Annotated in this window: 21 protein-coding genes and 1 pseudogene; 9 read left to right on the forward strand and 13 right to left on the reverse strand. The window is 71.4% G+C overall.

Annotated features, from left to right (window positions below; translation table 11 throughout):
* Positions 1–43 precede the first annotated feature (43 nt).
* Both ACFV8T_RS21115 and ACFV8T_RS21120 read right to left on the reverse strand, forming a co-directional pair.
* Positions 44–802, reverse strand: a complete 759-nt coding sequence (locus tag ACFV8T_RS21115; protein ID WP_385329871.1) for a polysaccharide deacetylase family protein — start codon at positions 800–802, stop codon at positions 44–46.
* Positions 803–1,003: 201 nt separating this feature from the next.
* The gene (locus ACFV8T_RS21120; RefSeq protein ID WP_385329488.1) at positions 1,004–1,858 is read right to left on the reverse strand and encodes a lysozyme; all 855 of its coding nucleotides are present in this window, start codon (positions 1,856–1,858) and stop codon (positions 1,004–1,006) included.
* A gap of 242 nt (positions 1,859–2,100) precedes the next feature.
* On the opposite strand from ACFV8T_RS21120, the gene ACFV8T_RS21125 reads away from it, so the two are divergent.
* Positions 2,101–2,583: a MarR family winged helix-turn-helix transcriptional regulator gene (locus tag ACFV8T_RS21125; RefSeq protein WP_385329491.1), complete on the forward strand. Its 483-nt coding sequence runs from the start codon at positions 2,101–2,103 to the stop codon at positions 2,581–2,583.
* Between the two features lie 29 nt (positions 2,584–2,612).
* On the opposite strand, the gene ACFV8T_RS21130 is transcribed toward ACFV8T_RS21125, so the two are convergent.
* Complete coding sequence (locus ACFV8T_RS21130; protein WP_385329493.1) at positions 2,613–3,398, reverse strand: hypothetical protein; 786 nt, start codon at positions 3,396–3,398, stop codon at positions 2,613–2,615.
* 365 nt (positions 3,399–3,763) lie between these two features.
* Here ACFV8T_RS21130 and ACFV8T_RS21135 point away from each other — a divergent pair, with 365 nt between their 5' ends.
* From ACFV8T_RS21135 to ACFV8T_RS21155, 5 genes are all read left to right on the forward strand, one after another.
* Positions 3,764–6,679, forward strand: a complete 2,916-nt coding sequence (locus ACFV8T_RS21135; protein ID WP_385329496.1) for a nitrate- and nitrite sensing domain-containing protein — start codon at positions 3,764–3,766, stop codon at positions 6,677–6,679.
* On the forward strand, positions 6,676–7,155 hold the full coding sequence (locus tag ACFV8T_RS21140) for a roadblock/LC7 domain-containing protein (RefSeq protein WP_266414361.1): 480 nt from the start codon (positions 6,676–6,678) through the stop codon (positions 7,153–7,155). Before ACFV8T_RS21135 ends, ACFV8T_RS21140 begins: the two co-directional genes overlap by 4 nt.
* A complete protein-coding gene (locus ACFV8T_RS21145) occupies positions 7,152–7,565 on the forward strand; it encodes a DUF742 domain-containing protein (RefSeq protein ID WP_266414359.1) in 414 nt (137 codons plus the stop codon). The genes ACFV8T_RS21140 and ACFV8T_RS21145 overlap by 4 nt, the downstream gene beginning before the upstream one ends.
* Positions 7,546–8,196, forward strand: a complete 651-nt coding sequence (locus ACFV8T_RS21150) for an ATP/GTP-binding protein (RefSeq protein WP_266414357.1) — start codon at positions 7,546–7,548, stop codon at positions 8,194–8,196. The genes ACFV8T_RS21145 and ACFV8T_RS21150 overlap by 20 nt, the downstream gene beginning before the upstream one ends.
* Positions 8,197–8,270: 74 nt before the next feature.
* Entirely contained in the window at positions 8,271–9,518 is a 1,248-nt protein-coding gene (locus ACFV8T_RS21155; protein ID WP_385329500.1) for a styrene monooxygenase/indole monooxygenase family protein, read from the forward strand.
* 75 nt (positions 9,519–9,593) lie between these two features.
* Here ACFV8T_RS21155 and ACFV8T_RS21160 read toward each other — a convergent pair whose 3' ends face one another.
* From ACFV8T_RS21160 to ACFV8T_RS21185, 6 genes and pseudogenes are all read right to left on the reverse strand, one after another.
* Positions 9,594–10,754, reverse strand: a complete 1,161-nt coding sequence (locus ACFV8T_RS21160; protein ID WP_385329502.1) for an NlpC/P60 family protein — start codon at positions 10,752–10,754, stop codon at positions 9,594–9,596.
* A 196-nt stretch (positions 10,755–10,950) separates the two neighbouring features.
* The gene (locus tag ACFV8T_RS21165; RefSeq protein ID WP_385329504.1) at positions 10,951–13,542 is read right to left on the reverse strand and encodes a PQQ-binding-like beta-propeller repeat protein; all 2,592 of its coding nucleotides are present in this window, start codon (positions 13,540–13,542) and stop codon (positions 10,951–10,953) included.
* A gap of 84 nt (positions 13,543–13,626) precedes the next feature.
* Positions 13,627–13,893 (reverse strand): hypothetical protein, encoded by a 267-nt coding sequence (locus ACFV8T_RS21170; RefSeq protein ID WP_376628101.1) that lies wholly within the window; start codon positions 13,891–13,893, stop codon positions 13,627–13,629.
* Positions 13,894–13,910: 17 nt separating this feature from the next.
* Positions 13,911–14,663: a TetR/AcrR family transcriptional regulator gene (locus ACFV8T_RS21175; protein ID WP_385329507.1), complete on the reverse strand. Its 753-nt coding sequence runs from the start codon at positions 14,661–14,663 to the stop codon at positions 13,911–13,913.
* Positions 14,664–14,778: 115 nt separating this feature from the next.
* A complete protein-coding gene (locus ACFV8T_RS21180; RefSeq protein ID WP_385329510.1) occupies positions 14,779–16,302 on the reverse strand; it encodes a S8 family serine peptidase in 1,524 nt (507 codons plus the stop codon).
* A 72-nt stretch (positions 16,303–16,374) separates the two neighbouring features.
* Positions 16,375–16,542 (reverse strand): annotated as a pseudogene (locus ACFV8T_RS21185) (peptidase S8); the annotation flags it as partial.
* Between the two features lie 319 nt (positions 16,543–16,861).
* On the opposite strand from ACFV8T_RS21185, the gene ACFV8T_RS21190 reads away from it, so the two are divergent.
* The gene (locus ACFV8T_RS21190; protein WP_385329513.1) at positions 16,862–17,200 is read left to right on the forward strand and encodes a MerR family transcriptional regulator; all 339 of its coding nucleotides are present in this window, start codon (positions 16,862–16,864) and stop codon (positions 17,198–17,200) included.
* Positions 17,201–17,383: 183 nt separating this feature from the next.
* Here ACFV8T_RS21190 and ACFV8T_RS21195 read toward each other — a convergent pair whose 3' ends face one another.
* On the reverse strand, positions 17,384–18,319 hold the full coding sequence (locus tag ACFV8T_RS21195; protein WP_385329516.1) for a diiron oxygenase: 936 nt from the start codon (positions 18,317–18,319) through the stop codon (positions 17,384–17,386).
* Positions 18,320–18,497: 178 nt separating this feature from the next.
* Here ACFV8T_RS21195 and ACFV8T_RS21200 point away from each other — a divergent pair, with 178 nt between their 5' ends.
* The gene (locus ACFV8T_RS21200) at positions 18,498–19,607 is read left to right on the forward strand and encodes a ferritin-like domain-containing protein (RefSeq protein ID WP_385329519.1); all 1,110 of its coding nucleotides are present in this window, start codon (positions 18,498–18,500) and stop codon (positions 19,605–19,607) included.
* A 67-nt stretch (positions 19,608–19,674) separates the two neighbouring features.
* Positions 19,675–20,571: an ADP-ribosylglycohydrolase family protein gene (locus tag ACFV8T_RS21205; protein ID WP_385329521.1), complete on the forward strand. Its 897-nt coding sequence runs from the start codon at positions 19,675–19,677 to the stop codon at positions 20,569–20,571.
* Positions 20,572–20,623: 52 nt separating this feature from the next.
* On the opposite strand, the gene ACFV8T_RS21210 is transcribed toward ACFV8T_RS21205, so the two are convergent.
* Genes ACFV8T_RS21210 through ACFV8T_RS21220 form a run of 3 tightly spaced genes read right to left on the reverse strand, consistent with a single transcriptional unit; the run spans position 20,624 to position 24,535 of the window.
* Positions 20,624–21,697, reverse strand: coding sequence for an amidase family protein (locus tag ACFV8T_RS21210; RefSeq protein ID WP_385329524.1), 1,074 nt, complete (start codon positions 21,695–21,697; stop codon positions 20,624–20,626).
* 4 nt (positions 21,698–21,701) lie between these two features.
* Positions 21,702–23,159 carry a penicillin-binding transpeptidase domain-containing protein gene (locus ACFV8T_RS21215; protein ID WP_385329527.1) on the reverse strand — a complete coding sequence of 486 codons (1,458 nt, stop codon included), beginning with the start codon at positions 23,157–23,159 and terminating at the stop codon, positions 21,702–21,704.
* Positions 23,156–24,535, reverse strand: a complete 1,380-nt coding sequence (locus ACFV8T_RS21220; protein WP_385329529.1) for an FtsW/RodA/SpoVE family cell cycle protein — start codon at positions 24,533–24,535, stop codon at positions 23,156–23,158. Before ACFV8T_RS21220 ends, ACFV8T_RS21215 begins: the two co-directional genes overlap by 4 nt.
* Between the last annotated feature and the right edge of the window lie 71 nt (positions 24,536–24,606).

The raw sequence follows: 24,606 nt of genomic DNA on the forward strand, positions 1-24,606 counted from the left end.
GGCGCACCCGTGCCGGGGGTCCCCGGGTGTCCGGCCCGGCCGCTCAGGGACGGTAGATGGTCCCGGGGACCGGCTCGGCGGGAGCCATCAGCTGCGGCACGGTGACGAAGGTGTAGCCCTGCTTCTTCAGTGCGTCGATGATGCCGGGCACCGCGGGCACCGTGCCCTTGTAGATGTCGTGCAGCAGGATGACGCCGTCCTTGCTCGCCTGGTCCAGGATGCGCTTCTTGATCAGCGCCGAGTCGGTCGTGGAGTAGTCCTTCGCGGTGGCGCTCCACAGGATCTGGGAGAGCCCCAGGTCCTTGCTGATGTCCGAGACGGTGTCGTCGGTGCGGCCCTGCGGCGGGCGCATGAGGCGCGGCTTCTTGCCGGTGATCTCCGCTATCGCGTCCTGCGTCTTCGCCAGCTCGGCGCGTATCTCGGCCGGCTTGCGGTCCGTCAGGACCTGGTGGGTCCACGTGTGGTTGGCCACCTCGTGCCCCTCGGCGGCGATCCTGCGCACGGTGTCGGGGTGCTTCTTGACGTGGTTCTTGCCCAGCAGGAAGAAGGTCGCGTGCACCTTCTTCTCCTTGAGGATGTCCAGCAGGTGCGGGGTGTCCTCGCCCGGTCCCGCGTCGAAGGTCAGCGCTATGCACTTCGCCTTGCGGCAGTCCACCGGGCCGAAGGAACCCTTGGCGTCGGAGCCCGCGTCACCACGCGCCGAGGCCGGCGCGGTGGTCTGCATGGAGCAGCCGCTCAGCGTCAGGGTGAGCGCCGTCACAAGGGCGGCGGCCAACCCCGTACCGATCGACTTCGTCTTCATGGACAAGGCGGGTCACTCCTCCGTGGCTGAACAGGGCGCGCGGTGTGCGGCAGAGAAGGACTATACATAGCGTGTATACGTCGAATGCATAAGGGGTCCGCTGCTGCCCCGGAGGGCGAAATCCCTGGTCGGAGGGGTGAAAGCGAAGAGCCCCGGTGGATCACCGGGGCTCTGCTGGGTGAAGCGGTGCGGCGGGCGGGCTCAGCCGTTGGCGAGGGCCTGGACGCGGTCGAGGGCGCCGTTGAAGCGGTCGTGGTCGCCGACGGTGGGGCCGGACGAGGTGTACTGCCATATCGTGTAGAAGCCCCAGCCGGCCGGGAGCTCGCCGACCGTGGAGTCGTAGCGGGCCACCCACAGCGGGTTGGTGGCGCCGAAGCCCGCGTTGTTCCCGGTGCAGGTCTTCCACCAGCTGGTGGCGGTGTAGATGACCGCGTCGCGTCCGGTGCGCGCCTTGTACGTGTTCACGAAGTCGCGGATCCAGGAGACCATGCCGGCCGCGGTCTTGCCGAAGCACTGGTCGCCGTACGGGTTCCACTCGATGTCGAGCACACCGGGCAGCGTCTTGCCGTCCCGCGACCAGCCGCCCCCGTGGTCCACGAAGTAGTTGGCCTGGACGGCGCCGCTCGTGGTGTTCGGGGTGGCGAAGTGGTACGCGCCGCGGATCATGCCGACGTTGTACGAGCCGTTGTACTGCTGCGCGAAGTACTCGTTCGTGTAGTACGTGCCCTCGGTGGCCTTGGTGTAGGCCCACTTCACGCCGCTGTTCCAGAGCGTCGACCAGTTGACGTTGCCCTGGTGGCCGGAGACGTCCACGCCTTCGGTCTGGACGGCGCGGGTGTCCCGCGGCAGTCCGCCCTGGCCGTCGTGGGCGACGACGCCCATGCCCATCGTGGCCGTGCCGCGGGCGGGCTTCTTGGCGGCGGCCGGGTCATGGGTGCCGGCGGCGCTCGCCGCGCCGGGCAGGGTGAGCAGGAGGGAGAGGGCTGCGAGCAGGGTTCCGGCCGCCGCGAAGCGCGAGCGGCGGGACGCCTTGGAAGTGGATCTGAGCACCGGCATGGGGAATGCCTCCGAGGACGTGGTGGGGGGACGTGCTGATCCCAGGGGGCGCCGGGCGCACCCCCTGTGACATGTAATGGTGTGAACATGCCATGCATGACGCTACGCACGTAGACCCGTGCTGCGGAAGGGGGCCTGGTCGCTGCCGTTGGTCTACGCCTACGAAATACTGGCGGAGCTGCGGCGATGACCAGCGGCGAAAGAAATTTTCAGCGACAGGAAAGCTCACGAGGGGTGTTGACGTGCACGGGAGCGAAAGCGGTAGTGAACCCGGCGCGACCGGGGGGAGTGGTGTGGACCACGCATTCCTCGCCCTGGAGCGGGAGTTGGCCGTCTTTCTGCGCCGGGCACGTGCCAACTCGGGGGAGATGGCACGCGAGGTCCACCCGGAACTGGAGGCCGCCGCGTACGGACTTCTCGTCCGGCTGGAGTCTGCGGGGCAGCAGCGGGCCACCGATCTCGCAGCCTACTTCGGGGTGGGCAAGGCGACCATGAGCCGTCAACTGCGCGCCCTGGAGGACCTCGGACTGGTGGCCCGTGAACCCGATCCGGCCGACGGCCGGGCCTTCCTCGTCCACCTCACCGTCGAGGGGCTGGCCCGCTACCGCAGTGTGCGTGACGCCCGCCGTGAGCGCTATGTCCGCAAGCTCGACGACTGGGACCGGGCCGAGGTGGCCGAACTGGCCAGGCTGCTGCACCACTTGAACGCCCGAGCCGAGGACTGACGCCCACCGGCCGGCCTCCCGGTGTGCCGTCACAGCACCGCGTAGACCGCCGTCGCGTCGTCGTGCGTCTTGCTGCGGCGCAGACGCACGCGTCCGGTGTCCGCGTCCTCCAGGGCCCTGACCCGGTCGATCAGCGCCTGCGTCCCTTCCTTGTGGAGGATGCCGAGGCAGTCCGCCCAGTCGCCCTCGTGGAACATCTCGGTCCAGCGGGCCGACCCGTCGGTCAGTGCGGCGATGGCCCGCACCTGGTCGCGCGGGGTGCGCCCGGTGACCGCGCGGGCCGCCACGGAGGGGTCTGCGGCGGCGGTGAAGAAGCCGCCCTCCTTGTTCCGCACCCGGGCGTCGGTGATCGCCTCGGTGCTCAGCGAGCCGGGCGGCAGCCGGTCGAGCCGGTCGTCGAGCAGGGGGCGCACACTTCCGTCGTGCGCCTCGAACAGCAGTACGGAATCGGAGAGCACCAGGTGTTCGACCTCGCGGTCGTCCCAGCGCGCCATGACGACCGTCGCCTGAGGTGTGCGCACGTGAGAAAGGTCACACAGGGAACGGTGCGTGTCGGCGGTGCGCCGGATGGACACTGCCAGGATCTCCTGAAGAGTCAGATCCCGCCGTGAACCGGACAGTTCGACCAGCGCGCCGCCCAGCCGGGCGGTGAACCAGGGGACCGAGTGCACACAACCGTCGTCCCCCCGGGGCGGGGTCACTCCGTCGAGCAGGATCAGCGCCCCGCCCTGGCCGGAAGCGGGAAGTGCGGTGGCGACCCAGTCCTCGTTCGGGCGTTCCGGGCTGCCGGGGGCGGTGGCCAGTTCGATGCGCATGCGGCCAGTCTGCACGACCCCTTCACGAGCCCTGCACCCGCCCGGGATTGGCCTGCACCAGCAGGTCAGACGAGTGCCCGGAGCGGAAGGAATGACTCCGTGGGGCGTGCGGGCGGGCATCCTGCCAAAGCCTGCGCGGAAGTTCCAGCCGACGGACCAGGTGTGGCCGAAGACCCTCCGGGGCAAACTTGTTCGCCAACTCCGGAGTGTTGTTCACTCGTTCAGGTGGCGGAGTGGTTGATGCGCGCCCCCCTCTCAAAAGCACTGGAATGGTCGGAAGCCGTACCAGGGGTCGGGGCGCTCGTTACATGTGACCGTGCGTCACCTCTGCTTCAAGGGCGGACGAGTCAAGATTGCGAGCACCGGTGCAGAAGAAGCGGCCTCGGAGCAAGGGCAGCAAGCAGCGCGGTTCCGGGGCGACGCCACCGGCACCTGCCGAGAGCGAGGGCACCCGGCGCACCGTGCGCGTACGGAGCCGGCTGGTCGCCGGTGTCGCGGTCGTCGGTATCACCGTCATCGCCGCGGGCACGCCCGCGATCCTCGCCGCCTCCTCCGAACTGAACGAATCGCAACGGCTGGTCACCCTCGCCGAGCTGAACCAGCAGGCCCTCGCCCTCGCCCACGCCCTCGCGGACGAGCGCGACGAGGTCACCGCCCGGATCGCCGCCGGACGTGACGGGAAGTCCGGCGCGACGGACGGCAAGGACGACTCGCGCGGCCGGAGCGCCCGCGTCGACCAGCAGGTCGACGAGATCAGGGGCACGGCCCCGGAGGCACTGCGCCGCGACCTCTCCACCATCCCCTCCCTGCGCCGCGACGCGCTCAGCGGCAAGGGCACGGCACTGGAGGCCCACCAGGCCTACTCCGAGGTCATCGCCAAGCTCCACGACCTCGCCGACGAACTCGCCGAGAAGACTCCGCCGCGCGCGGCCGAGGCCACCCGCGCCCCGCTCGCCCTCGGGCAGGCCACCGAGCAGGCCTCCGCCACCCGCGGTCTGCTGATCGCCGCGCTCTCGGTGCCCCGCAAGGACCCGGTCCCGCAGACCGACCCGCTGACCGGGCTCCCGATGCAGCCCCAGGACAGGGGCAGCGACAAGGACGACCGCACCCGTGACGAGCTGAGCGCCGCCGCCCAGCAGGCCCGGGTCCGCGAGCTCGGCTCGCTCGCCGACTTCGACCAGGCCGCGGGCGCCACCGCCCGCGACAAGCTGTCGTCCACCGTCACCGGCCCCGAGGTCAACAGCGCGGAGAAGTACCTCAACTCCCTCACCGACCGCCCCGAGCTGTCGGACTCCGACCAGCAGACCAACCTCAAGAAGGCCGAGGCTGCGCTCTCCGCCCGGATCGACCGGATGCGGAGCGTCGAGTCGGCCCTCGGCACCGAACAGATCCAGCGCCTGGAGCAGTTGCGCGACGACGACGTCACCGCGCTCGAACTGCGCATCGCGCTGCTCGGCGGCTGTCTGCTGATCGCCGTCGGCGTCTCCACCGCCGTGGCCCGCACCCTCACCCAGCCGCTCGCCGTCCTGCGGATCGGCGCCGCCCGCCTGGCCACGGAGCCCGACACCGCCGAGCCGATCCGCTACACCGGTCGCAACGACGAGTTCGCCCAGGTCGTACGGTCCCTCAACAGCCTGCACGGCAAGCTCCAGGGGCTCCTCCACGAGTTCAACGGCCGCTTCGAGAGCCTGCAGACCGAGCGCGCCGAGCTGATCGCCGGGCGCGAGGCCCTCACCGTCCAGCGCGCCGAGCTCCAGGTCCTGGCCTCCGACCTCACCGGCCAGCTGGAGCGGCTGAAGAACACGGTCCACCACACCTTCGTCAACCTCTCGCTGCGCACCCTCGGCCTGGTCGAGCGCCAGCTCGGGGTCATCGAGAGCCTGGAGGAGCGGGAGCACGACCCGGAGCGGCTCGCCACCCTCTTCAAGCTCGACCACATGGCCACCGTCATGCGCAGGCACAGCGAGAACATGCTGGTCCTCGCGGGCGCCGAGCACGGCCACGGGCACGCGGGGCCGATCCCGCTGGTCGACGTGTTGCGCGCCGCCGTGTCGGAGATCGAGCGGTACGAGCGGGTCACCATCCAGTCCCTGCCGCCGCACGCCCAGATCGCCGGCTTCGCCGCCGACGACCTCAGCCACCTCGTCGCCGAACTCCTGGAGAACGCGACCTCCTTCTCGCCGCCGGACTCCCACGTCCAGCTCTCCGGCTGGCTGCTGGAGAGCGGCGAGGTGATGCTCTCCGTGCAGGACGAGGGCATCGGGATGTCGGCCGCGCGGATGAGCGAACTCAACACCCGGCTGGGCGACCCCACCCTGTTCGATGCGGGCGAGCCGGACGACAAGGGGGCGCCCGGGGCCGGTCTCGGCCTCCAGGTCACCTCCCTGCTGGCCGCGCGCCACGGCGTACGGGTCCAGCTGCGCGACCACAAGGGCAGCGGGGTCACCGCCGTCGTCGTCCTGCCCCAGGCCCTGCTGCCGAAGGCGCCCCCGGCCGCCACCCCGCCGCCGGTGCAGATCCCCGGGGAGGCGCCCGCGCTGAACCTGCCGGGATCGGTCGCCGAGGCCAACTCCAACGCACTGCCGGGCCGTACGCTCGGCCTGCCCGGGGACCCGCTGATCGCCGCCGCCGAGCAGACGATCCGCGAGGCGGGCGCCGAGCCGGCACCCGCCGCTCCTCCCGCACCCGCCGTCACCCCCGCGCCCGCCCCGGCCCGGACGGAGGCCCCGGCCACGACGGAGCTTCCGGTCGAGGCGGAGTCCGAGGTCACGATGCAGGTCCGGCTCCCGGTGGTGCCGGAGTTCGCGGACGTACCCGAGAGCAGGGCGCCCGACCCCTACGCCATCGGCCCCGACCGCCATGAGCACGTCGCGGACGAGACCCCGGAGCCGTACACCGCCGCCCCGGCCCCCGCTCCCGCGCCGACCCCCACACCCGTGGCCGACGCACTGCCCGGCCCCCGGCAGCCGGAACAGCAGCCGCAGCCGCAGCAGGCCGAACGCATCACGGACAAGGGGCTGCCCAAGCGCACCCCCAAGGTCGTCAAGCCCACCGCTGCACCCACCACCGAGCGCAAGGGCAGTCTGGACAAGGAGGCGCTGCGCCGTCGGCTCGGCGGCTTCCACCAGGGCGCGAAGGACGGCCGCCGGGACGTCGAGGCGGAGATCGCCGAGATCACGGCCACGCAGTCCCTCCCGGGAGCCACCGGACCAGGTGGACACCCCGTACGTACCGATCAGACGGATGAGACGGGGGACACAGTCGAGGAGGCACGCAGTTGACTGCGCCCAGCACATTCGGGCTGAGTACCGAGGCCCGTAACCTTCACTGGTTGCTGAGCAATCTGGTGGAGGAGGTGCCAGGGGTCCACTCGGTCACCGTCGTCTCGTCCGACGGACTGATGCTGCTCTCCTCCGACCCCGGCCATCTGGTCGCCCGGAGCACCGGCGGGCAGGACGGCCCCAAGGGCTCCAGCGCCGACCTGGCGACCATCGTTTCCGGCATCGGCAGCCTCACCATCGGCGCCGCCAAACTGATGGACGGCGGCGGCGTCAAGCAGACGATGGTCGCCATGGACGAAGGCAGCGTCTTCGTCATGTCGATCAGCGACGGCTCGCTGCTCGGTGTGCACGCCACCCCGGACTGCGACATGAGCGTCATCGCCTACCACATGGCGCTCTTCGTCGGCCGGGCCGGACATGTACTCACCCCCGAACTCCGCAGTGAACTGCGCAAATCGATGGAGAGCACCCAGTGAAGCCCGCTGCTGAACCCGCCCGCAGGCTCCCCGTCCGCGGGTCCGACCGAAGGCCCGCACGGGTCCGCCCGTACTCGCTCACCGGCGGACGCACCCGCTTCGGCCACGTCCTGCTCGTCGAGACGTTCGTCGCCGCGCTCGAAGCGCCCGAGGAGCGCCGGGAGCTGACCAACGGCAACCTGGCCGGCCGCGTCATGCCGGAACTCCAGGCCATCGTCGAAATCTGCCGCCGGATGCGTACGGTCGCGGAGATCTCGGCCCTGTTGAAGATGCCGCTCGGCGTGGTCCGGGTGCTGCTCAGCGACTTGGCCGACCAGGGAAAGATCCGCGTGTACGGGACCGGTCACGGCACCGGCCAGCCCGACCGCGCACTGCTCGAAAGGGTGCTCAATGGACTCCGCCGTCTCTGAGTCGCCGCTCTTCGCCCCGCGGCAGCCGGGCGCCAGGGACCAGGCCGAGGAGTCGCTCCAGGCCTGGCAGTTGGACCACACCAGGGCCCCCATCGCCACGAAGATCGTGGTCGCGGGCGGGTTCGGCGTGGGCAAGACGACCTTCGTCGGGTCGGTCTCCGAGATCACCCCGCTGAAGACCGAAGCGATGATGACCCAGGCCAGCGAGGAGACCGACGATCTCTCCGCGACGCCCGACAAGGTCACCACGACCGTCGCGATGGACTTCGGCCGGATCACACTCGACGACGACCTCGTGCTGTACGTGTTCGGCACACCGGGCCAGCAGCGCTTCTGGTTCATGTGGGACGACCTGGTGCGCGGCGCGATCGGCGCGGTCGTGATGGCCGACACCCGCCGGCTCGCCGACTGCTTCCCCGCCCTCGACTACTTCGAGAGCTGCGGGCTGCCGTACATCGTCGCCGTCAACCACTTCGAGGGAACACCCGGGTTCGAGGCCGAGGACGTACGGGAGGCCCTGACGGTCCCGCCGCACGTGCCTGTTGTGATCATGGACGCGCGCAACAAGATCACCGTCATCGAGTCGCTGCTGGCCCTGGTGGGCCACGCTCTCGATGCCACCCCGGCCTAGGCCGTGCCGTCGGACCGCCGGCTGCCGCGCGACATCCGACGACACGACCCAGCTACACACAACGGAGAACCGCGATGCGGAAGATACTCATAGTCGGAGCCGGCCAGTCCGGACTCCAGCTGGCCCTCGGACTGCAGTCCCGCGGGTACGAAGTCACCCTGATGTCCAACCGCACGGCCGACGAGATCCGCTCCGGCCGGGTCATGTCGACGCAGTGCATGTTCCACACGGCGCTCCAGCACGAGCGTGACTACCAGCTCAACTTCTGGGAGTCCCAGGCCCCGCACATCGAGGGTCTCGGTGTCTCGGTCGCCGCGCCGGACTCCTCGCGCGCCGTCGACTGGGTCGGCAAGCTGGACGGCTTCGCCCAGTCCGTCGACCAGCGCGTGAAGATGGCCGGCTGGATGGAGACCTTCGCCCAGCGCGGCGGACAGCTCGTCATCCACGGCGCGGCCGTCTCCGACCTGGACTACTTCTCCCGCACCTACGACCTGGTGATGGTCTCCGCGGGCAAGGGCGAGCTGGTCTCGATGTTCGGCCGGGACGCCTCCCGTTCGCCGTTCGACGCCCCGCAGCGCGCCCTGGCCGTCGCGTACGTCCACGGCATGGGCCCCCGCCCGGAGCACCCCGACTACGACGCGGTCCGCTGCAACCTGGTCCCCGGTGTCGGCGAGCTCTTCGTGATGCCGACGCTGACCACGTCCGGTCGCGCCGACATCCTGTTCTGGGAAGGCGTTCCGGGCGGCCCGCTCGACGTGTTCCAGGGCATCAAGGACCCCTCCGAGCACCTGGCGAAGACGCTGGAGCTCATGGAGCGGTTCACGCCGTGGGAGTACGCCCGCGCCACCAAGGTCGAACTGACCGACGCCAACGGCACCCTGGCGGGCCGCTACGCTCCGACCGTCCGCAAGCCGATCGGCCGGCTGCCCGGCGGCGGTCTGGTGCTCGGCGTCGCGGACGTCGTCGTCGCCAACGACCCGATCACCGGCCAGGGCTCCAACTCGGCCTCCAAGTGCGCCAACGCCTACCTGGACTCGATCATCGAGCACGGCGACCGGGAGTTCGACGCGGAGTGGATGCAGGCCACGTTCGACCGTTACTGGGACACCGCGCAGCACGTCGTGAAGTGGACCAACGCGATGCTCGGCGTACCGCCGGAGCACGTGCTGAACCTGATCGGCGCCGCCGGCCAGCTCCAGCCGGTCGCCAACCGCTTCGCCAACGGCTTCAACAACCCGGCGGACTTCGACAACTTCTTCTTCGACCCGGAGAAGACCAACGCGTATCTCGCCGAGGTCTCCGGGGCGGCGCAGACCGCCTGACCGACGACAGCGGGGCCGGGACCTGTCGGACATCCGACCGGACCCGGCCCCGCTGTGGTTCCCGCTCCGCGCCGCCTACTGCCCGGAGCCCGTGGGGGCCGACGACGAGCCGTACCCCGCGTCCGAGCCGGAGGAAGCCCCCTGCGGGAGCTGCGGCGGCCTGTACGTGGACAGTGGCGCGCTCTGCGGGTCGGGCCGTACGGCGCCGAGCAGCGGATTCGACGCCACCGGCGAGATCTTCACCCGCGAGCCCGGCCGGGGCGCCTGCACCACCAGACCGTTGCCGATGTACATCGCCACATGCGTGGCCTTCGGGAAGTAGATCACCAGGTCACCCGGGCGCAGCGCGTTCGTCGGCACCTTCCGCAGCTGCCGCCACTGTTCCTGCGACGTCCGCGGAATGACCCGGCCCGCCTTCGCCCAGGCCTGCGAGGTGAGCCCCGAGCAGTCGAAGGAGTCCGGCCCCTCCGCGCCCCACACGTACGGCTTGCCGACCTGGCCGATCGCGTACTTCACCGCCTCGCCGCCCGCCTCGGACGGCGGCCGCGTCGAGGACAGCGCCCCCGAGGCGACCAGGGCGCCCTGGGCCTTCTCCATGTCCCGCTGTTCGAGCCGGGACAGCTCGGTGAGCTGGGGGCCGGAGAGCTTGGCCAGCATCGAATCGACGGCCTTCAGCCGCGACCGGACCGTGTCCCGCTGCTTCTTCTGCTTCGAGGCCAGCACCTGCTGCCGGTCGAGGACCTTGCGGGACTCGGTCGCCAGCTCGTCGGCGTGCTTCTCGGCGCCGGTGAGCCGCTTCACCGTCGCCGCCCGCCCGGCCGCCGCGCGCCGGATCACATGCTCCTGGTCCAGGAGGTGTTCGGGGTCCCGGGACAGCAGGAGCCGCATGTACGCGGAGAAGTCGGATCGGCCCTGGTACTGCTCCCGGGCCAGCCGCCCCGCCTCGTCGCGGCTGTCGGCCAGCGCGGTCCGGGCGGTGACGAGAGCGATGTCGAGCTTCTTCGCCTGTGCCGCGCGCTTCTTCAGCTCGGCGGCGGTCCCGTTGTACGTCTCGGTGGCCTCCTCGGCCTGCTGGTACAGCTGCCGCAGCTCGGACAGGAGCTGGGTGACGCTCCTGTTCGTACTCGTGGGCGTGGACCCCGCAGCGGGCGGCACGGGCGCGGCGGCCGCCGGCGAGGTCACGACGAGCGCGGCCAGGGCGGCGGTGCAGACCGGACGCAAGACTCCGCCTGACACAACATCACCTCCGGTGACGGGGCGATCACGGAAATGCCCCATGAGTGGGCGCAACGCGTCAATACGGTCACCCGGTGTCCGGAGATGCAAGAACCGCCCGGTGTGGCGGCAGGCGGGTTCGCCCGGAAGGCCGTGGGCGGGCTTCGGCCGGATTCCAGGCGGTGCCGACCGCTCGCTGCGCGACGCCGACCGGTCTCTAGGCGACCGGGAACGCGTAGAAGATCCGGTCGCGTTGTACGACGGCCGTCCGGCCGGCCATCAGTACCCGGTACGGGGCGGTGACCGTGGGACCCTTCGGGTCCTGGGCGCCGATGTCCTGGAACTTCCACAACCGCCGCCCGTCCGCGGCGGCGAACGCGGTGACCTGGGAGCCGTCCGCGGCCAGCAGGGTGCGGCCGGTCGTGCTGAGGGTGACGGCGGGGGCGGCGGTGGTGATCGCCGCCTCCGTCGAGCGGCGCCAGCGCAGCCGCCCGGTCTCCCGCTCGACCGCGCCCACTTCCTGGTTGCGGTTGGTGGTGTGCAGCACGGTCCCGGTGACGACGGGGGTGCCGTACGGGGTCCCGCCGCTGCCGTTCAGCGTCCACTTCGGCTTGCCTGCCGGGGTCTCGAACGCCTGGAGATCGTCGCCCACCGCCGCGTACAGCAGGCCCCGGTCGTCGCCCATGGCCGCCGCGTCCGGGGCGACCGTGCCGAACTGCTTGCTCCACAGCGCCTTGCCGGTCCTGCGGTCGAAGCTCCGGAAGACGGCCTTGCCCTTGGCGGCCCTGACGTCGCCGGGGGCGAGCGTGGCCGGGTTCTGACGTACGACCAGGTCGTTCTGCCGGACCGCGATCAGCCGGTGGCCGGGGGTGGCGGGGCCGCGTCCGGCGGGTACCGGGGTACGCCACAGCTGCTCGCGCCGCACGATGTCGTACGCGAAGAGATAGGCCCTGACGATCTGCTTGTCCTTGCCGCGCTTCTTGCCCTTCTTCGGCGGCGGCGCCTTGACGGTGGCCTTCTCGGACCCGGTGAACCAGATCACCGGCCCGGACGAGCCGACGAACTCCGGCGCCGAGAGCTTCGGCGTCTCGGCGGACAGGTCCGCGTGATCCGCCCGGTGCACGGTCTTTCCGTCCTTCGGCGACAGCCAGAGGAACCCGGAGGGGGCGGCGACGAAGCAGAGGTCCTGGCCGGCGAGGAGGGCGGCCCGCCCCTCGGCGGCGTCCGTGTTCTGCCAGACCCGGCGTCCGGTGCGCAGGTCCACGGCGGTCGCGCCGTTCTTGGTGGTGAGCACCAGCAGCCGCTCGTTCCAGACGGCGGTGGTGAGCGGTGCCGGTTCCGCCGCCGGGTGCGTGTACACCCAGCGGGGTTGCGGCGGCAGCCCCGCGACGGTGGGACCGCCGTGGCTCGGCGCGGGCTTGGGGTCGTCCGTGTCCCCTCCGCCACTGCCCAGCGCCAGCACACCGCCGCCACCGACGACCAGTCCGGCGGCCCCGGCGGCGAGGCCGATCAGCAGACCGCGCCGGTCCACGGCGGGGGAGGGGGCGGTGGCGCGATTCGTGGGGATCGGCAGCGGGCGGGGGGCCACCGGGACCATGGGCGGAGGTACGGCGGGCACCCCGCCGGGCAGAGCCGGAGTGGGTCCGGCGGGCGGGGCCGGAGCAGGGGCGGCGGGGCGGCCGGTGAGTTCGGGAGGGACGGACAGCTGGGTCGTCGGCCGGTCGGTCCTCGGGGCATGGCGCCCGATGTCCCCGAGCTGAGCGGTCTGCGTGTCCGGGGCCGGGACGGGGGTCGGGGCGGGGACGGGTACCACCGCGTCGGTCGGCTCACCGGCCGAACCACCGGCCACCGCGTCGGTCGGCTCACCGGCCGAACCACCGGCCACCGCGTCCACCGGCGCACCGGCCGCGACCGTCTCCCGTACGCGCACCCCCTGCTCCGCCGCCGCGGCCGCCAACGCCTCCGGTAGCCAGCCGCCCTTCGCCAGGCCCGCCGCCCCCTCCAGGGCCAGCTCGGCCGCCACCGTCCCGGCGCTCGGCCGGTCGGCCGGGTCCTTCTCCAGGCAGCGGGCGATCAGGTCGCGCAACTCCTCCGGGACCGCGCCGAGTTCGGGGGCGGTGCGGGCGATTCGCTCGGCGCCCTCGGCGGCCGGGCCGTCGGCGAGCGGGGTCGTGCCGGTCGCCGCGTACGCCAGCAGCAGGCCCAGCACGAAGAGATCGGAAGCCGGTCCGGGCTCCTCGCCCTCGACCTGCTCCGGGGTGAGATAGCCGAGCCGTACGGACAACTGCCCGCCGGGCCGGGCCTCCGCGGCGGCAGCGGCGCCCAGCGGGCCGAACGCGGTGAGCCGCGGCCCGTCCTCGGCCAGCAGCACCGTCCGGGGGGCCAGACCCTGGAGCACGGCTCCGGTGGCGTGCACCCGGGAGAGGGTCTCGGCGAGGCCCGCGCCCAGTATCCGCACGGCGCGCTCGGGAAGCGGTCCGGTGGCGTCGATCGCCTCGGAGAGCGTCAGCGCGGGTACGTACGGGCCCGCCGTCCACAGCAGCTCTTCGTCCGGGGCGTCGTCCGGGCCGCCCAGCCGGGGCTGGACCCAGCCTCCGGCCAGCCGGTCCGCGATGCGGGCCTCCGCCTGGAAACGGCGCCGGAACGCGGGCAGCGCGGCGAGTTCGGGGCGGGCGGCGGTGATCACCACCGCGTCCTCGGAGGCCGTATCGTGCGCGAGGTACTGCACACTGCTCGCGGTCCCGCGCAACCGCGCCAGCACGGTGTACGGGCCGAAGCGGCGTGGATCGTCCTGACGCAGCGCCTCCATGGCGCACCCCCTCGCTGACCGTGCCTGGGCACCAGAGCGTCGATCTTAGACCGACCGGCCCCCGCTCCATCGGGCCCCTTACCCTCAGTCCGGCTTCGACCAGGGCCACTTGGGGCTGTGCCGCTCGCGGCCCCCGGGAGCGTACTCGTACACCCAGCCGCGCGGGAGCCCCAGCCGCTTGGAGTGACCGGCCGGCACCCTGCGGTACGCGTACACGGTCGCGGGACCGCCGTCGGCGGCCGGTACCGGGACCTCGTACCACTTGGGCGGATGGCCGGTCGGGCCGACAAGGACGGGCAGTACCCGCCCGTCCAGGGGCCCGCCGGTGAAGGTGGTGTTCTCGCTTCTCACCGTTCCAGTCTGACCGATCAGCCGTTCTGGGGCAGCAGATGGGCCGCCTCGCCGAGCACCGGTACCAGCAGCTGCGCCAGCCGTCCGGCCGGACCCGCGGCGGTCTCCAGCGGCAGCAGCGCCGCCACCGCCGACGCGGTCTCCGGATCCGTCGCCGCCGTGGCGGCCAGCAGCACGATCAACTGGTCGACCAGCCAGTCGCGCAGCTCGGCCGCGGCGGGCCGCTTCCCCTCGTCCAGCCAGATCAGGGACGCCGCCTCGACGGCCGCGATCCAGGTGCGCACCATCATCCGCAGCCTCGGGCCGGCCGCCTCGCCGCTGCCCAGGTGCAGCAGGATCTGCTCGGCCGCCGCCCGACGCACCTCGTCGACGATCGCCGACGTACGGGAGGTCTCGACGACGCAGCCGCCGCGCAGCAGCGCGCTGAAACCGGTGTCGTGCTCGTCGACGAAGGCGAGATAGCGGTCGAGCACCCGCGTGACCCGCTCGGTGGGCGGTCCCACGGGCGGTTCGCCGAAGCACAGGATCAGCTGCTCGGCGGCGGATCTCAGCGCCGCCTCGTACAGCTGCTGCCGCCCGCCGGGGAAGTAGCGGTAGACGAGCGGGCGGGACACCCCGGCGACGGTCGCGACCTCGTCGAGCGAGACCTCGTCGGGGGCCCGGTGGGCGAAGAGGGTGAGGGCCGCACCGAGGAGCTGGGCGCGGCGCTCCTCGACGCCGAGCCTTCGGTACGCGCGGGCCGGCGGCGCGGAGGCGGCAGCAGAGGTCATACGTCGAAGCCTAAGTGGTTGCCTCCGGAAGTCCTTCGGGGATTGACTCCTGAGCCTGTGTCGTGCGTGGTTTCGGGGGCGGCGAGGTAGAGGCCCCCTTGCGCGCGGAAGCCGCTTACTTCGTCACAGCGTTCAACGCGTTCACGATCCCCCGCCCGTAGAACCCGTTGTGGTACTTCGACCCCTTGCACACGGCGTCGATCTTGCCGTCGGAGTCGATGTCGTACGGATCCGTGCACGGCATGGCGTCGGCCTCGGAGTACAGCAGGGCCTTCACCTGTCCGGCGGTGGCGTGCGGGTGCGTCGACCTGATGAGGGCGGCCACCCCCGCGACGTGCGGGGACGCCATCGACGTGCCCGACTTGTAGGCCCAGCTGCCGCCGGGCATCGTGCCGAGGACCCCGGCATCGACGGCCGGCGCGGCCGGGGGCTGGTAGAGGATGGAGTCGCCTCCGGGCGCGGTGACGTCAATGACGTTCAGACCGTAGTTGGAGAACGACGACTTGATGCCCTTCGCGCCGGTCGCGGCCACGGTCACCACACCGGGCAGCTGGGGCGGCATGATCAAGCACTTGTGCGGGTCGATCACGCGGTCGCCCGGCGTGCCGTCGTTCGGGGAGGCGGGGTCGGTGAGGGAGTCCGCGTCCAGGTCGCGGCGCTCGTTGCCCGCGGCTGCGACGTTGACCGTGCCCTTGTGCTCCGCGTACCGCGAGGCCCGGGTGACGGCGTCGACGAGTGCCTTCTGGTCCGGGTCGTCGAGGCAGTTGAAGTTCCAGGGGTCGGTGTAATAGCTGTTGTTGGTGACGTCCACGTGGTGTTCGGCCGCCCAGACGAAGCCGCAGACCACGGCCTCGGTGTAGATGTAGTCCGCCGAGGTGGCCACCTTGATGCCGGCGACCCGCACGCCGGGTGCGACGCCGGTCATGCCGATGCCGTTCTTGGCTGCCGCGATCACACCCGCGACATGCGTGCCGTGGGCGGCGTTTTCCGACGCGCCCGGCCGCCAGGCCCCGTCCGCGGTGTTCGGCTTGCCCGAGGCGCAGTTGACGGACGCCTCGCGGTCGAAGTTCGGGGCGAGGTCGGGATGGGTGTCGTCCACGCCGGTGTCGATGACGGCGACCGTGACGTCGCGGCTGCCGAGCGTCTTCTCGTGCGCCTTGTCCGCCTTGATGGCGGGCAGGTCCCACTGCGACGGCTCCAGGGGGTCCTGGCCTTCGGCCGATTGAGCGCTCGCGGCTTCCTTGGCGCCGAGCATCCGTGTCGCGCCGACCTCGGTCGTCGACTGCGCGGCAAGCGGTGCGTTGCGGGTGGCGCCGGCCGACTGCACGCCCGGAACCTTACGGATGGTCCGGGCGAAGTCGGGGTTCGAGGAGTGGACGACGATCACACCGATCCGGTCGTACGAGATGACGATGGTGCCGCCCGTGTCGACGATGGCCCTCTTCACCGTCGTGGACGGGCCTTTTCCGGTAGCGACGTTGACGATGTAGCTGAGGGAGGTCGCGTCGGCCGTCGTGACCGTCGGGGCCGCCTCGGCCGCCGACACCGTGACGTTGGGCAGGAAGGTGAGGGCGGTCGCCATGACCATCCCCAGCGGAAGGGCGACGAGGCGATGGGAGCGTGAGCGCGGCGCTGTCATAGGAGTCTCCAGTTGGTTCGCGGTACGGGTGGTATGACGCGTGCGGAGGCTCAACGAGTTGATCGGGGGCGGTTACTTGATCGCCCGCAGGGCGTTGGCGACGCCGAAGCCGCAGAACCCGTTCACGCGCTTGCCGCCCGTGCAGGTCGCGTCCACGACCCCGTCGCCGTTGTAGTCGTAGGGGTCCTTCGGGCAGCTCGGGTTGTCACCCCGGGCCTTCAGGAGCGCCTGGAGCTGCGCCGTCCCACGCCGCTCCTCGAACAGGTCGAGCGGCTCGCGCCCGGCGGCTTCGGCGGCCGTCTCGATCGCCTCGACCAGCTGGGCACCGCTCAACGTGGCACGCGGATGCGCGCGCAATTCCGGGCGTACCAACTGCTCCCCGGTGGCCGGATGAATGCCGCTGCGCGAGATCGACGACGAGCTCACCGCCGGCATCCGTGGCCTGCAGGCAACGCAAGGTCGCCTGCGTGAGCTCGCCGCCGGGCAGCTGGCACCGCCGCCCACCGAAGTCGGTGCCCATCTGGAGCGCCTGGCCCGATGGAGATTCACCCCTTGATGGGTGGACCTGCAACGCGACCTGTGGATCCTCGTGTTCGCCACCTACCCGGACCGCGCGATCACGCTGTTTCATGACCAGGCCGAGACCCTGGCCGATCCGGGGCTTCGGCAGCTCTTCCTCGGTCACGACCACGCGCACGGCCTCGACGCCGACGATCCCCGCATCGACGGCCTCGCCCGCCGGATCGCCAAGGCGACCCGGGAACGCTACGGACCCGACGAACTGCCCGAGCCGGATGCAGCCTCTGAGACCCCCGCCCTTGTTCAGGGCACAGTCAACGCCTCGTCCCCGGCATGGCAGCGACTCGACACGCTCATCCGTGCACAACTGGATGCGTGACTCGACGTCGGGGACGTACGGTCCCGGCCTACGTGCGCAAATCAGTCGGCGCGGGCCGCTATCCCCGAGGCAGACGCTGCCGGCGTGGCACTGGATCGCCGATCACGGCTCGGACCCTCACGTCGACCCCCGAAGGACTTCCGGAGCCGACCACTGAGCGAGTCGCGCCGCGGGGCGGCCGGCTCAGGCCAGCAGGCCGGAGCGCTTCCACAGCCGGCGTCCCACCCCGTTCAGCACCCCGATGTCGTCGAAGAAGTCCGTCAGCCGCTTCGCGCCCGACTGCATGACCTCCGCCCGGTGGCCGCTCGCCTTCACCTGGGCGACGGCCTCGTGGCGGTCCAGGCCGACGTTCTCGTACACCTGCGGGTTGACGAAGCAGACGGAGAAGACGCGGGCCGCCTCGCCGCTGCTCAGCCGGGTCAGTTCGCGCTCCCAGCGCGGAGCGGTCACCATCTGGCGGCGCAGCTCCTCGCGGGCGTAGCGGACGTGCCGCGCCTCCTCGACCACATGGATGCGGGTCACGCCCCGCACCAGCGTCTGGACGCGCTCGTCCGGGAAGGTCAGCCGCTGCATCCAGTCGAGGATCTCCTCGCCGAGCAGGGTCGCGGCGAACGAACCGGGGGTGGTGGAGATGGTCTTCAGCACCCGTGCGAGGTTGTGATAGACGCGCGGCACGGGGTAGTCGGGCGACCCGCCCCACTTGATCATGCGGCCGAACATCATCGAGTGCCGGCACTCGTCGGCTATCTCGGTGAGCGCGTAGCGGACGTGATTGCTGGTCACCGGCCGGTCGTAGATGTGCCGGACCAGCAGCTGCATCAGGATGATCTCGAACCAGATGCCCAGCGAGGCGAGCGACGCCGCCTCGTGCCGGGACAGGTCCATCCGCTGCTCCTCGGACATCTTCCGCCACAGCGGGGTGTCGTAGAGCGAGACCAGCTCGGGCGGCCAGAACCACTTGCCGTCCTCGATCGCCGCGTCCCAGTCGAGTTCCTTGTCCGGGTCGAAGGAGTGCTTGGCCGAGGAGTCGAGCAGCCGCTCGGCGATCTGCTCGCGGTCCCGGAGCGGGCCGAGTGCGTCGCGAAGCAGCTGGACGTCGCGTTCGCTCACTGTGGTCATGCTGGAGGCACCTCACACATGGGGTTACCGGCGGTCACCTCTTATGAGACTCCTCGTCAGTAAGGTCGTCAATCCCTTGCGCACGACTTGTTGACCCGGCGTCTACCAACGTGTGAACCTGCCAACTGGAGCAACCGCCAAGGGAATTGCCGAAACATGCCAGGCGAAGGAGCCGTCCGTGTCGACACACGACCTCTACACCACCGCCCCCGAAGCACCGTTGTGGCAGGTACCCGCCTCCGGCGCCGCCCGCTTCAGCTGGGACTACGACGACGGCCGCGAACGCCTGCTCGCCCTCTACCAGAAGGGCAAGGACAAGCAGTGGGACGGCAACAAGCGCATCGACTGGTCCCTGGAGGTCGACCCCGCCGACCCGCTCGGCACCCCTGACGAGGCCCTCACCCTGTACGGCACCCCGCACTGGGCGAAGATGACGGAGAAGGACCGGGGCGAGCTGCGCAAGCACTACACCTCCTGGCAGTTCAGCCAGTTCCTCCACGGCGAGCAGGGCGCCATGGTCTGCGCGGCCAGGATCGTGGAGTCCGTCCCCGACCTGGACGCGAAGTTCTACTCCGCGACCCAGACCATGGACGAGGCCCGGCACGCGGAGATATACGGCCGGTTCCTGCACGAGAAGGTCGGGATGCTCTACCCGATCAACGACAACCTCCAGGGACTGCTCGGCGACACCCTGCGCGACTCCCGCTGGGACATGCCCTACCTCGGCATGCAGGTCCTCATAGAGGGGCTGGCGCTGGCCGCGTTCGGCATGATCCGCGACACGACGACCAAACCGCTGCCCAAGCAGATCCTCGCGTACGTCATGCAGGACGAGGCCCGGCACGTCGCGTTCGGGCGGATGGCGCTGCGCGACTACTACCAGCAGCTGAGCGACGCCGAACTGCGCGAGCGCGAGGAGTTCGTCATCGAGGGCTGCTATCTGATGCGGGACCGGCTCAGCGGCGTCGAGGTGCTGGAGAACTTCGGCATCGGCAAGCAGGAGGCCAAGGACCTCTCCGAGCACTCGGAGTTCCTCCAGCTCTTCCGCAAGCTGCTGTTCAGCCGGATAGTGCCGTGCGTCAAGGACATCGGCCTGTGGGGCGAACGGCTCCAGAAGGCCTACGTCGACATGGGCGTCTTCGAGCTCGGCGACTCCAGCCTGGACCTGCTGATGGCCCAGGACGAGGAGGTGGCCGAACAGCTGGACCGGGACCGGTTCGAGGAGGAGGAACGGGCCAGGGTCGCCGAGGTCGAGGAGGCGATAGCGCAGGGCGCACCGGGAGAGTGAGGGAAGCGGCGCCTTCGCGGTCCACAACGGATGTACGCCGTCGGCCGGTGCGGGGAGTATGGCGGGTATGACGACCCCGACCCCGCCCCTCGCCGCAGGTCCCGCGGCCGCCCGCCGAAGCCTCGAAGGGCTCTCCCTGGGCGATGCGTTCGGCGAGCGATGGTTCCCGCTCTTCCGTGCGCCCCGCCGGGCGTTCAACGAGATCAAGGCGCGCCGCACCCCCGAGGAGCCGGTCTGGCACTGGACCGACGACACCGCCCTCGCCCGTGCCCTGCTGCGCGTCCTCGACGAGCACGGCCGGGTCGAGCAGGACCGTCTCGCGCTCTGCTTCGCCCTCGCCTTCGAGGCGGACCCGGCCCGGGGCTACGGCCACGGCATGCACATCCTGCTGCCCGAACTGCTGGCCGCACCGGCCGACTGGCGCACCCTGGCCCCCGAACTCTTCGAGGGCGGCAGCCTCGGCAACGGGGCCGCGATGCGGGTCGCGCCGCTCGGCGCCCGCTTCCACCAGGACCTCGAACTCACCGCCGGGCAGGCCGCGCTGCAGGCGGCCGTCACCCACGCACACCCGGAGGGGATCGCGGGCGCGGTGGCGGTCGCGGTCGCGGCGGCGCTCTCCGTCCGCGGCGAGCTCACCCTGGCCGAGGTCGCCGGCCGGACCCCGGAAGGGCTGGTACGGGACGGGCTGCGCCGGGCCGTGGACGTACCCTTCGCCACCGAACCGTGGAAGGCGGCCGATCTGCTGGGCAACGGGCAGCGGATCCGCGCCGACGACACGGTGCCGTTCGCCCTGTGGACGGCGGCCCGGCACCCGGACGACCTGGAGGCGGCGCTCTGGGCGACAGCCGAGGGCCTCGGCGACGTCGACACGACCTGTGCCATCACCGGCGGCGTCGTCGGCGCGGCCACCGGGGTCGACGGGGTGCCCGAGCAGTGGCTGCGGCGCCGCGAGCCGCTGGACTGAGGCCGCGCGGGCGGGCCGGCTCCCCTTTCCCGCCCGCCCGCGCACGGGCCGGTCAGCCCTTCGCGGTCATCGCCTCCTCCACCGCACAGGCCATGGCCAGCAGCGGGACATCGGCCCCGCGCTCCGCGACCAGCTGGAGTCCGACCGGGCAGCCGTCCGCGGTGAATCCGGCGGGGACGCTGGCCGCAGGATGCCCACTCAGATTGAACGCCCAGGTCAGCGCGGTCGAGAAGAGCTCGCCCGGACCGTCGTGGCCGTGCGGGCGGTTGGGCGTGGTCGGTGTGAGCAGCAGTGGGGTCCGGGCGAACAGGGCGTCCAGCACGGCGTCGTTCGCGCGCCTGACCTCCACGGCGCGCGCGGACGGCGACCCGCCCCGGACCGCCTGCCACGCCTCTCGCGGGTCGAGCAGCTCGCACGTACGGTCCACGAGCCGTACCACCCCGGCCGCCACGAGCCGCCCCACCGCCCGCCGGACGACCGCCGCGACCTCCGGGTCGACCTCGGCGTACCCCAGATCGGGGCTGAGGACGGCCGGTACGGGCAGGACGGGCGGCACCGGCTCGCAGCCGCCCAGGACGGCGGCCAGATACGTCCGGGCCCCGGCCGCCGACCGGGTCAGCACTCCGGCGGAGGCCAGCCCGGTGCGGTCGGGGGAGGGCAGCAGACCGTTCGTCGTCTTCAGGCCGAACACCCCGCACCACGCCGCGGGGATCCGTACCGACCCCGCCCCGTCGCTGCCGGTCGCCAGCTCCACGAGGTCCGCCGCGACGGCGACCGCCGAGCCCGCCGAGGAGCCGCCCGGGGTGCGGTCAGGGCACCACGGGTTGACCGTGCGGCCGTGGGCACCCAGCCCCCAGGTCTGCCAGTGCGTGCCGGGGCCGGGCACCGAGGTCGCGCCGACCGGCACCCCGCCGGCCTCGATCAGCCGCCGGGCCGCGTACGACCGGATGCCGTTGGGCCCCTTGACCGCGAACGGCATCCCGGCCAGCGGGAGCCCCCGGGCCCGCTCCACGTCGGCGAGCGCCCGCTCCGGCCACACCTCGATGAACGCGCGGAGCCGGGGATCCTCCCGCCCGATGCGCTCCAGCGCCTGGTCCACCCCGATCCGTGCCCGAGCCTCAGCCATCCGGTCAGTCTCGCAGGGCCGCCGCCATGACGGAACGGGCGATCGGGGCCGCGCTGCCGCCGCCGCTGATGTCCGCCCGGTTCGCCGCGGCGTCCTCGACGACCACGGCGACCGCGACGGCCGGCTGTCCCGAGCGGGGCGACTGGGCCCAGGAGATGAACCAGGCGTACGGCCGGCCCGAGTTGTCGATGCCGTGCTGCGCGGTGCCGGTCTTGCCGCCGACCGTCACCCCGTCGATCGCGGCGTTGGACCCGGTGCCGTTCTCCACGACGTCGACCATCATCTCCCGCAGCTGCGTCGCCGTCCGCGGGTTCATCGCCCGGTGGTAGGTGTGCGAGCCGTTCTGGTGGACGGTCGAGCCGCTGTGCGTGGTCGTACGGTCCACCAGATACGGGTACTTGAGGTCGCCCCCGTTGGCCACGGCGGACGCCACCATCGCCATCTGGAGCGGTGTCGCCGTCGTGTCGAACTGCCCGATCGACGACAGCGCCAGCTGGTCCTTGGTCATCTCGGTGTCGAAGTTGCTCTTCGCGACCCCCGAGGGGATCTTCAGCCCGGTGTCGTTGAAGCCGAACTTCCGCACCGCGTCCACCATGCCGTCGAGCCCGACCCGCACCCCCAGGTCCGCCATCACGGTGTTGCAGGAGACCCGGATCGCCTCGGCGAGCGAGGCCTGCTCGCAGCCCCGCGCCTCATTGGGCAGCGTGGTCGACGTACCCGGCAGCACGTACGGGGACGGGGTGCCGGTGTCCGCGTCGGGATCGGTGACGACCTCCGCGTCGAGCGCCGCCGCCGCCGTCACGATCTTGAAGGTGGAGCCCGGCGGATAGGTCTGCCGGATCGCCCGGTTGAGCATCGGCTGGCTCTTCGACGCGTTCAGCAGCGCCCACGCGTCGGTGACGGACGAACCGGTGCCCGAGAGCAGCCCGGGATCGTACGAGGGGGTCGAGACCAGCGCCAGGATCTTCCCGGTGGACGGTTCGACGGCGGCGACCGCACCCCGCCGCCCGCCGAGCCCTTCGTAGGCGGCGCGCTGCATCGAGTCCTTGACGGTCGTGACGACCTTGCCGCCGGGCTGCCGGCCACGGGTGATCTCGTTCCACAGCGGGACCGGGGCGAGCATCGAGTCGGTGCCGGAGAGAATGCCGTCCTCGGCGTTCTCGATCAGGGTCGTGCCGTACGTCTGCGAGGCGTAGCCCGTCACCGGCGCGTACAGCGGGCCTTCGCGGTACGTGCGCTCGTACGTGAGCTGCTCGCCGGTGTTCTTCGAACCGGTCACGGACTTGCCGCCGACCAGGATGTTGCCGCGCGGCTGGTCGTAACGGGCGATCGTCAGACGGCGGTTGGCGGGATTCCTGTCCAGGCTGTCGGCCTCGAAGACCTGGATGCGGGCGGCGTTCAGCAGCAGCGCCACGAGCAGCACCAGACAGAGCGCCGCGGCCCGGCGGATGTAGCGGATCACTGCTCGGCCTCCGTGATCGGCGCGATGATCCCGGTCTCCACCTGACCCGGCTGCGGTCTGCGGGCCTGGTCGCTGACCCGGATCAGCAGCGCCACGATGATCCAGTTGGTGACGACGGACGAACCGCCCTGGGCGAGGAACGGCATCGCCATGCCGGTCAGCGGGATCAGCCCCATCACCCCGCCCGCGATCACGAACACCTGGAGCGCCAGGATCGAGGCGAGACCGATCGAGAGCAACCGCCCGAAGGGGTCGCGCAGGGCAAGGCCGGCCCGGTAGCCGCGGGCCACCAGCAGCGCGTACAGCAGGAAGATCGCGGTCAGCCCGGCCAGCCCGAGCTCCTCGCCCGCCGTCGCCAGGATGAAGTCCGACTTGGCGGCGAAACCGATGAGGATGGAGTGGCCGAGGCCGAGCCCCGCGCCGAGCATCCCGCCCGCGGCGAACGCGAACAGCGACTGGGCCAGCTGGCTGGGGCCCTGACCGGCGTCGATGGAGGCGAACGGGTCGAGCCAGTCCTGGACCCGGCTGTGCACATGCGGTTCGAAGGAGCCGACGACGAACGCGCCGACCGCGGCGAGCAGCAGGCCCACCGCGATCCATCCGGTCCGGCCGGTGGCCACGTACAGCATGATCACGAAGAGGCCGAAGAAGAGCAGCGAGGTGCCCAGATCGCGTTCCAGGACCAGCACGCCGACGCTGAGCAGCCAGATCGCCACGATCGGACCGAGCACCCGGCCGGTGGGCAGCTGGAGCTTCCAGATCCGGCGGCCGGTGTAGGCGAGCGCGTTGCGGTTCGCGGCGAGGTACGCGGCGAAGAACACGGCGAGCAGGATCTTGGCGAACTCGCCCGGCTGGAAGGAGAATCCGCCGACCCGGATCCAGATCTTGGCGCCGTTCACCGCGGGGAAGAAGATCGGCACGATCATCAGGGCCAGTGCGGTGGCGACCGAGAGATACGCGTACCGCTGGAGCACCCGGTGGTCGCGCAGGAGGACGACCACCGCGATGAACAGCGCCACACCGAGCGTGGACCAGACCAGCTGGGCGGGAGCCGCCTGGTCCTTCGGGGTCTCCAGGTCGAGCCGGTAGATCAGCACCAGGCCGAGCCCGTTGAGCAGCACGGCGATGGGCAGCAGCAGCGGATCGGCGAACGGGGCGCGGAAGCGGACCGCGAGATGCGCGAGGAGGGACAGCAGCCCCAGGCCCGCGCCGTAGCCGGCCACATCGGGCGGGACCGCGCCGTTCTTGGCCAGGCCGACGGCGGCGTAGCCGTAGACGGAGATGAGGACGGCCCCGATGAGGAGCAGCAGCTCGACTCCGCGCCGCTTGGGCAGACGTAGATCGGGCGGGGGTGCGTCCGCCGTCGTTGCGGTCATGCCAGGCAACGTAGCAAGAGCTGGTGTGTATTTCCCTTATGTCGTAGCAGGTATGTCCGACGGCATGATGC

The sequence above is a fragment of the Streptomyces sp. NPDC059832 genome (assembly GCF_042731715.1).
In the GTDB taxonomy this organism is placed as follows: Bacteria; Actinomycetota; Actinomycetes; order Streptomycetales; family Streptomycetaceae; genus Streptomyces.

Coding starts and splice junctions, on each gene's coding strand:
- ACFV8T_RS21165 (WP_385329504.1), bottom strand. CDS start 13,542: ATGGAGGCGCTGCGTCAGGACGATCCACGCCGCTTCGGCCCGTACACC.
- ACFV8T_RS21195 (WP_385329516.1), bottom strand. CDS start 18,319: ATGACCACAGTGAGCGAACGCGACGTCCAGCTGCTTCGCGACGCACTC.
- ACFV8T_RS21205 (WP_385329521.1), top strand. CDS start 19,675: ATGACGACCCCGACCCCGCCCCTCGCCGCAGGTCCCGCGGCCGCCCGC.
- ACFV8T_RS21210 (WP_385329524.1), bottom strand. CDS start 21,697: ATGGCTGAGGCTCGGGCACGGATCGGGGTGGACCAGGCGCTGGAGCGC.
- ACFV8T_RS21175 (WP_385329507.1), bottom strand. CDS start 14,663: ATGACCTCTGCTGCCGCCTCCGCGCCGCCGGCCCGCGCGTACCGAAGG.
- ACFV8T_RS21220 (WP_385329529.1), bottom strand. CDS start 24,535: ATGACCGCAACGACGGCGGACGCACCCCCGCCCGATCTACGTCTGCCC.
- ACFV8T_RS21115 (WP_385329871.1), bottom strand. CDS start 802: ATGAAGACGAAGTCGATCGGTACGGGGTTGGCCGCCGCCCTTGTGACG.
- ACFV8T_RS21130 (WP_385329493.1), bottom strand. CDS start 3,398: ATGCGCATCGAACTGGCCACCGCCCCCGGCAGCCCGGAACGCCCGAAC.
- ACFV8T_RS21180 (WP_385329510.1), bottom strand. CDS start 16,302: ATGACAGCGCCGCGCTCACGCTCCCATCGCCTCGTCGCCCTTCCGCTG.
- ACFV8T_RS21120 (WP_385329488.1), bottom strand. CDS start 1,858: ATGCCGGTGCTCAGATCCACTTCCAAGGCGTCCCGCCGCTCGCGCTTC.
- ACFV8T_RS21150 (WP_266414357.1), top strand. CDS start 7,546: ATGGACTCCGCCGTCTCTGAGTCGCCGCTCTTCGCCCCGCGGCAGCCG.
- ACFV8T_RS21155 (WP_385329500.1), top strand. CDS start 8,271: ATGCGGAAGATACTCATAGTCGGAGCCGGCCAGTCCGGACTCCAGCTG.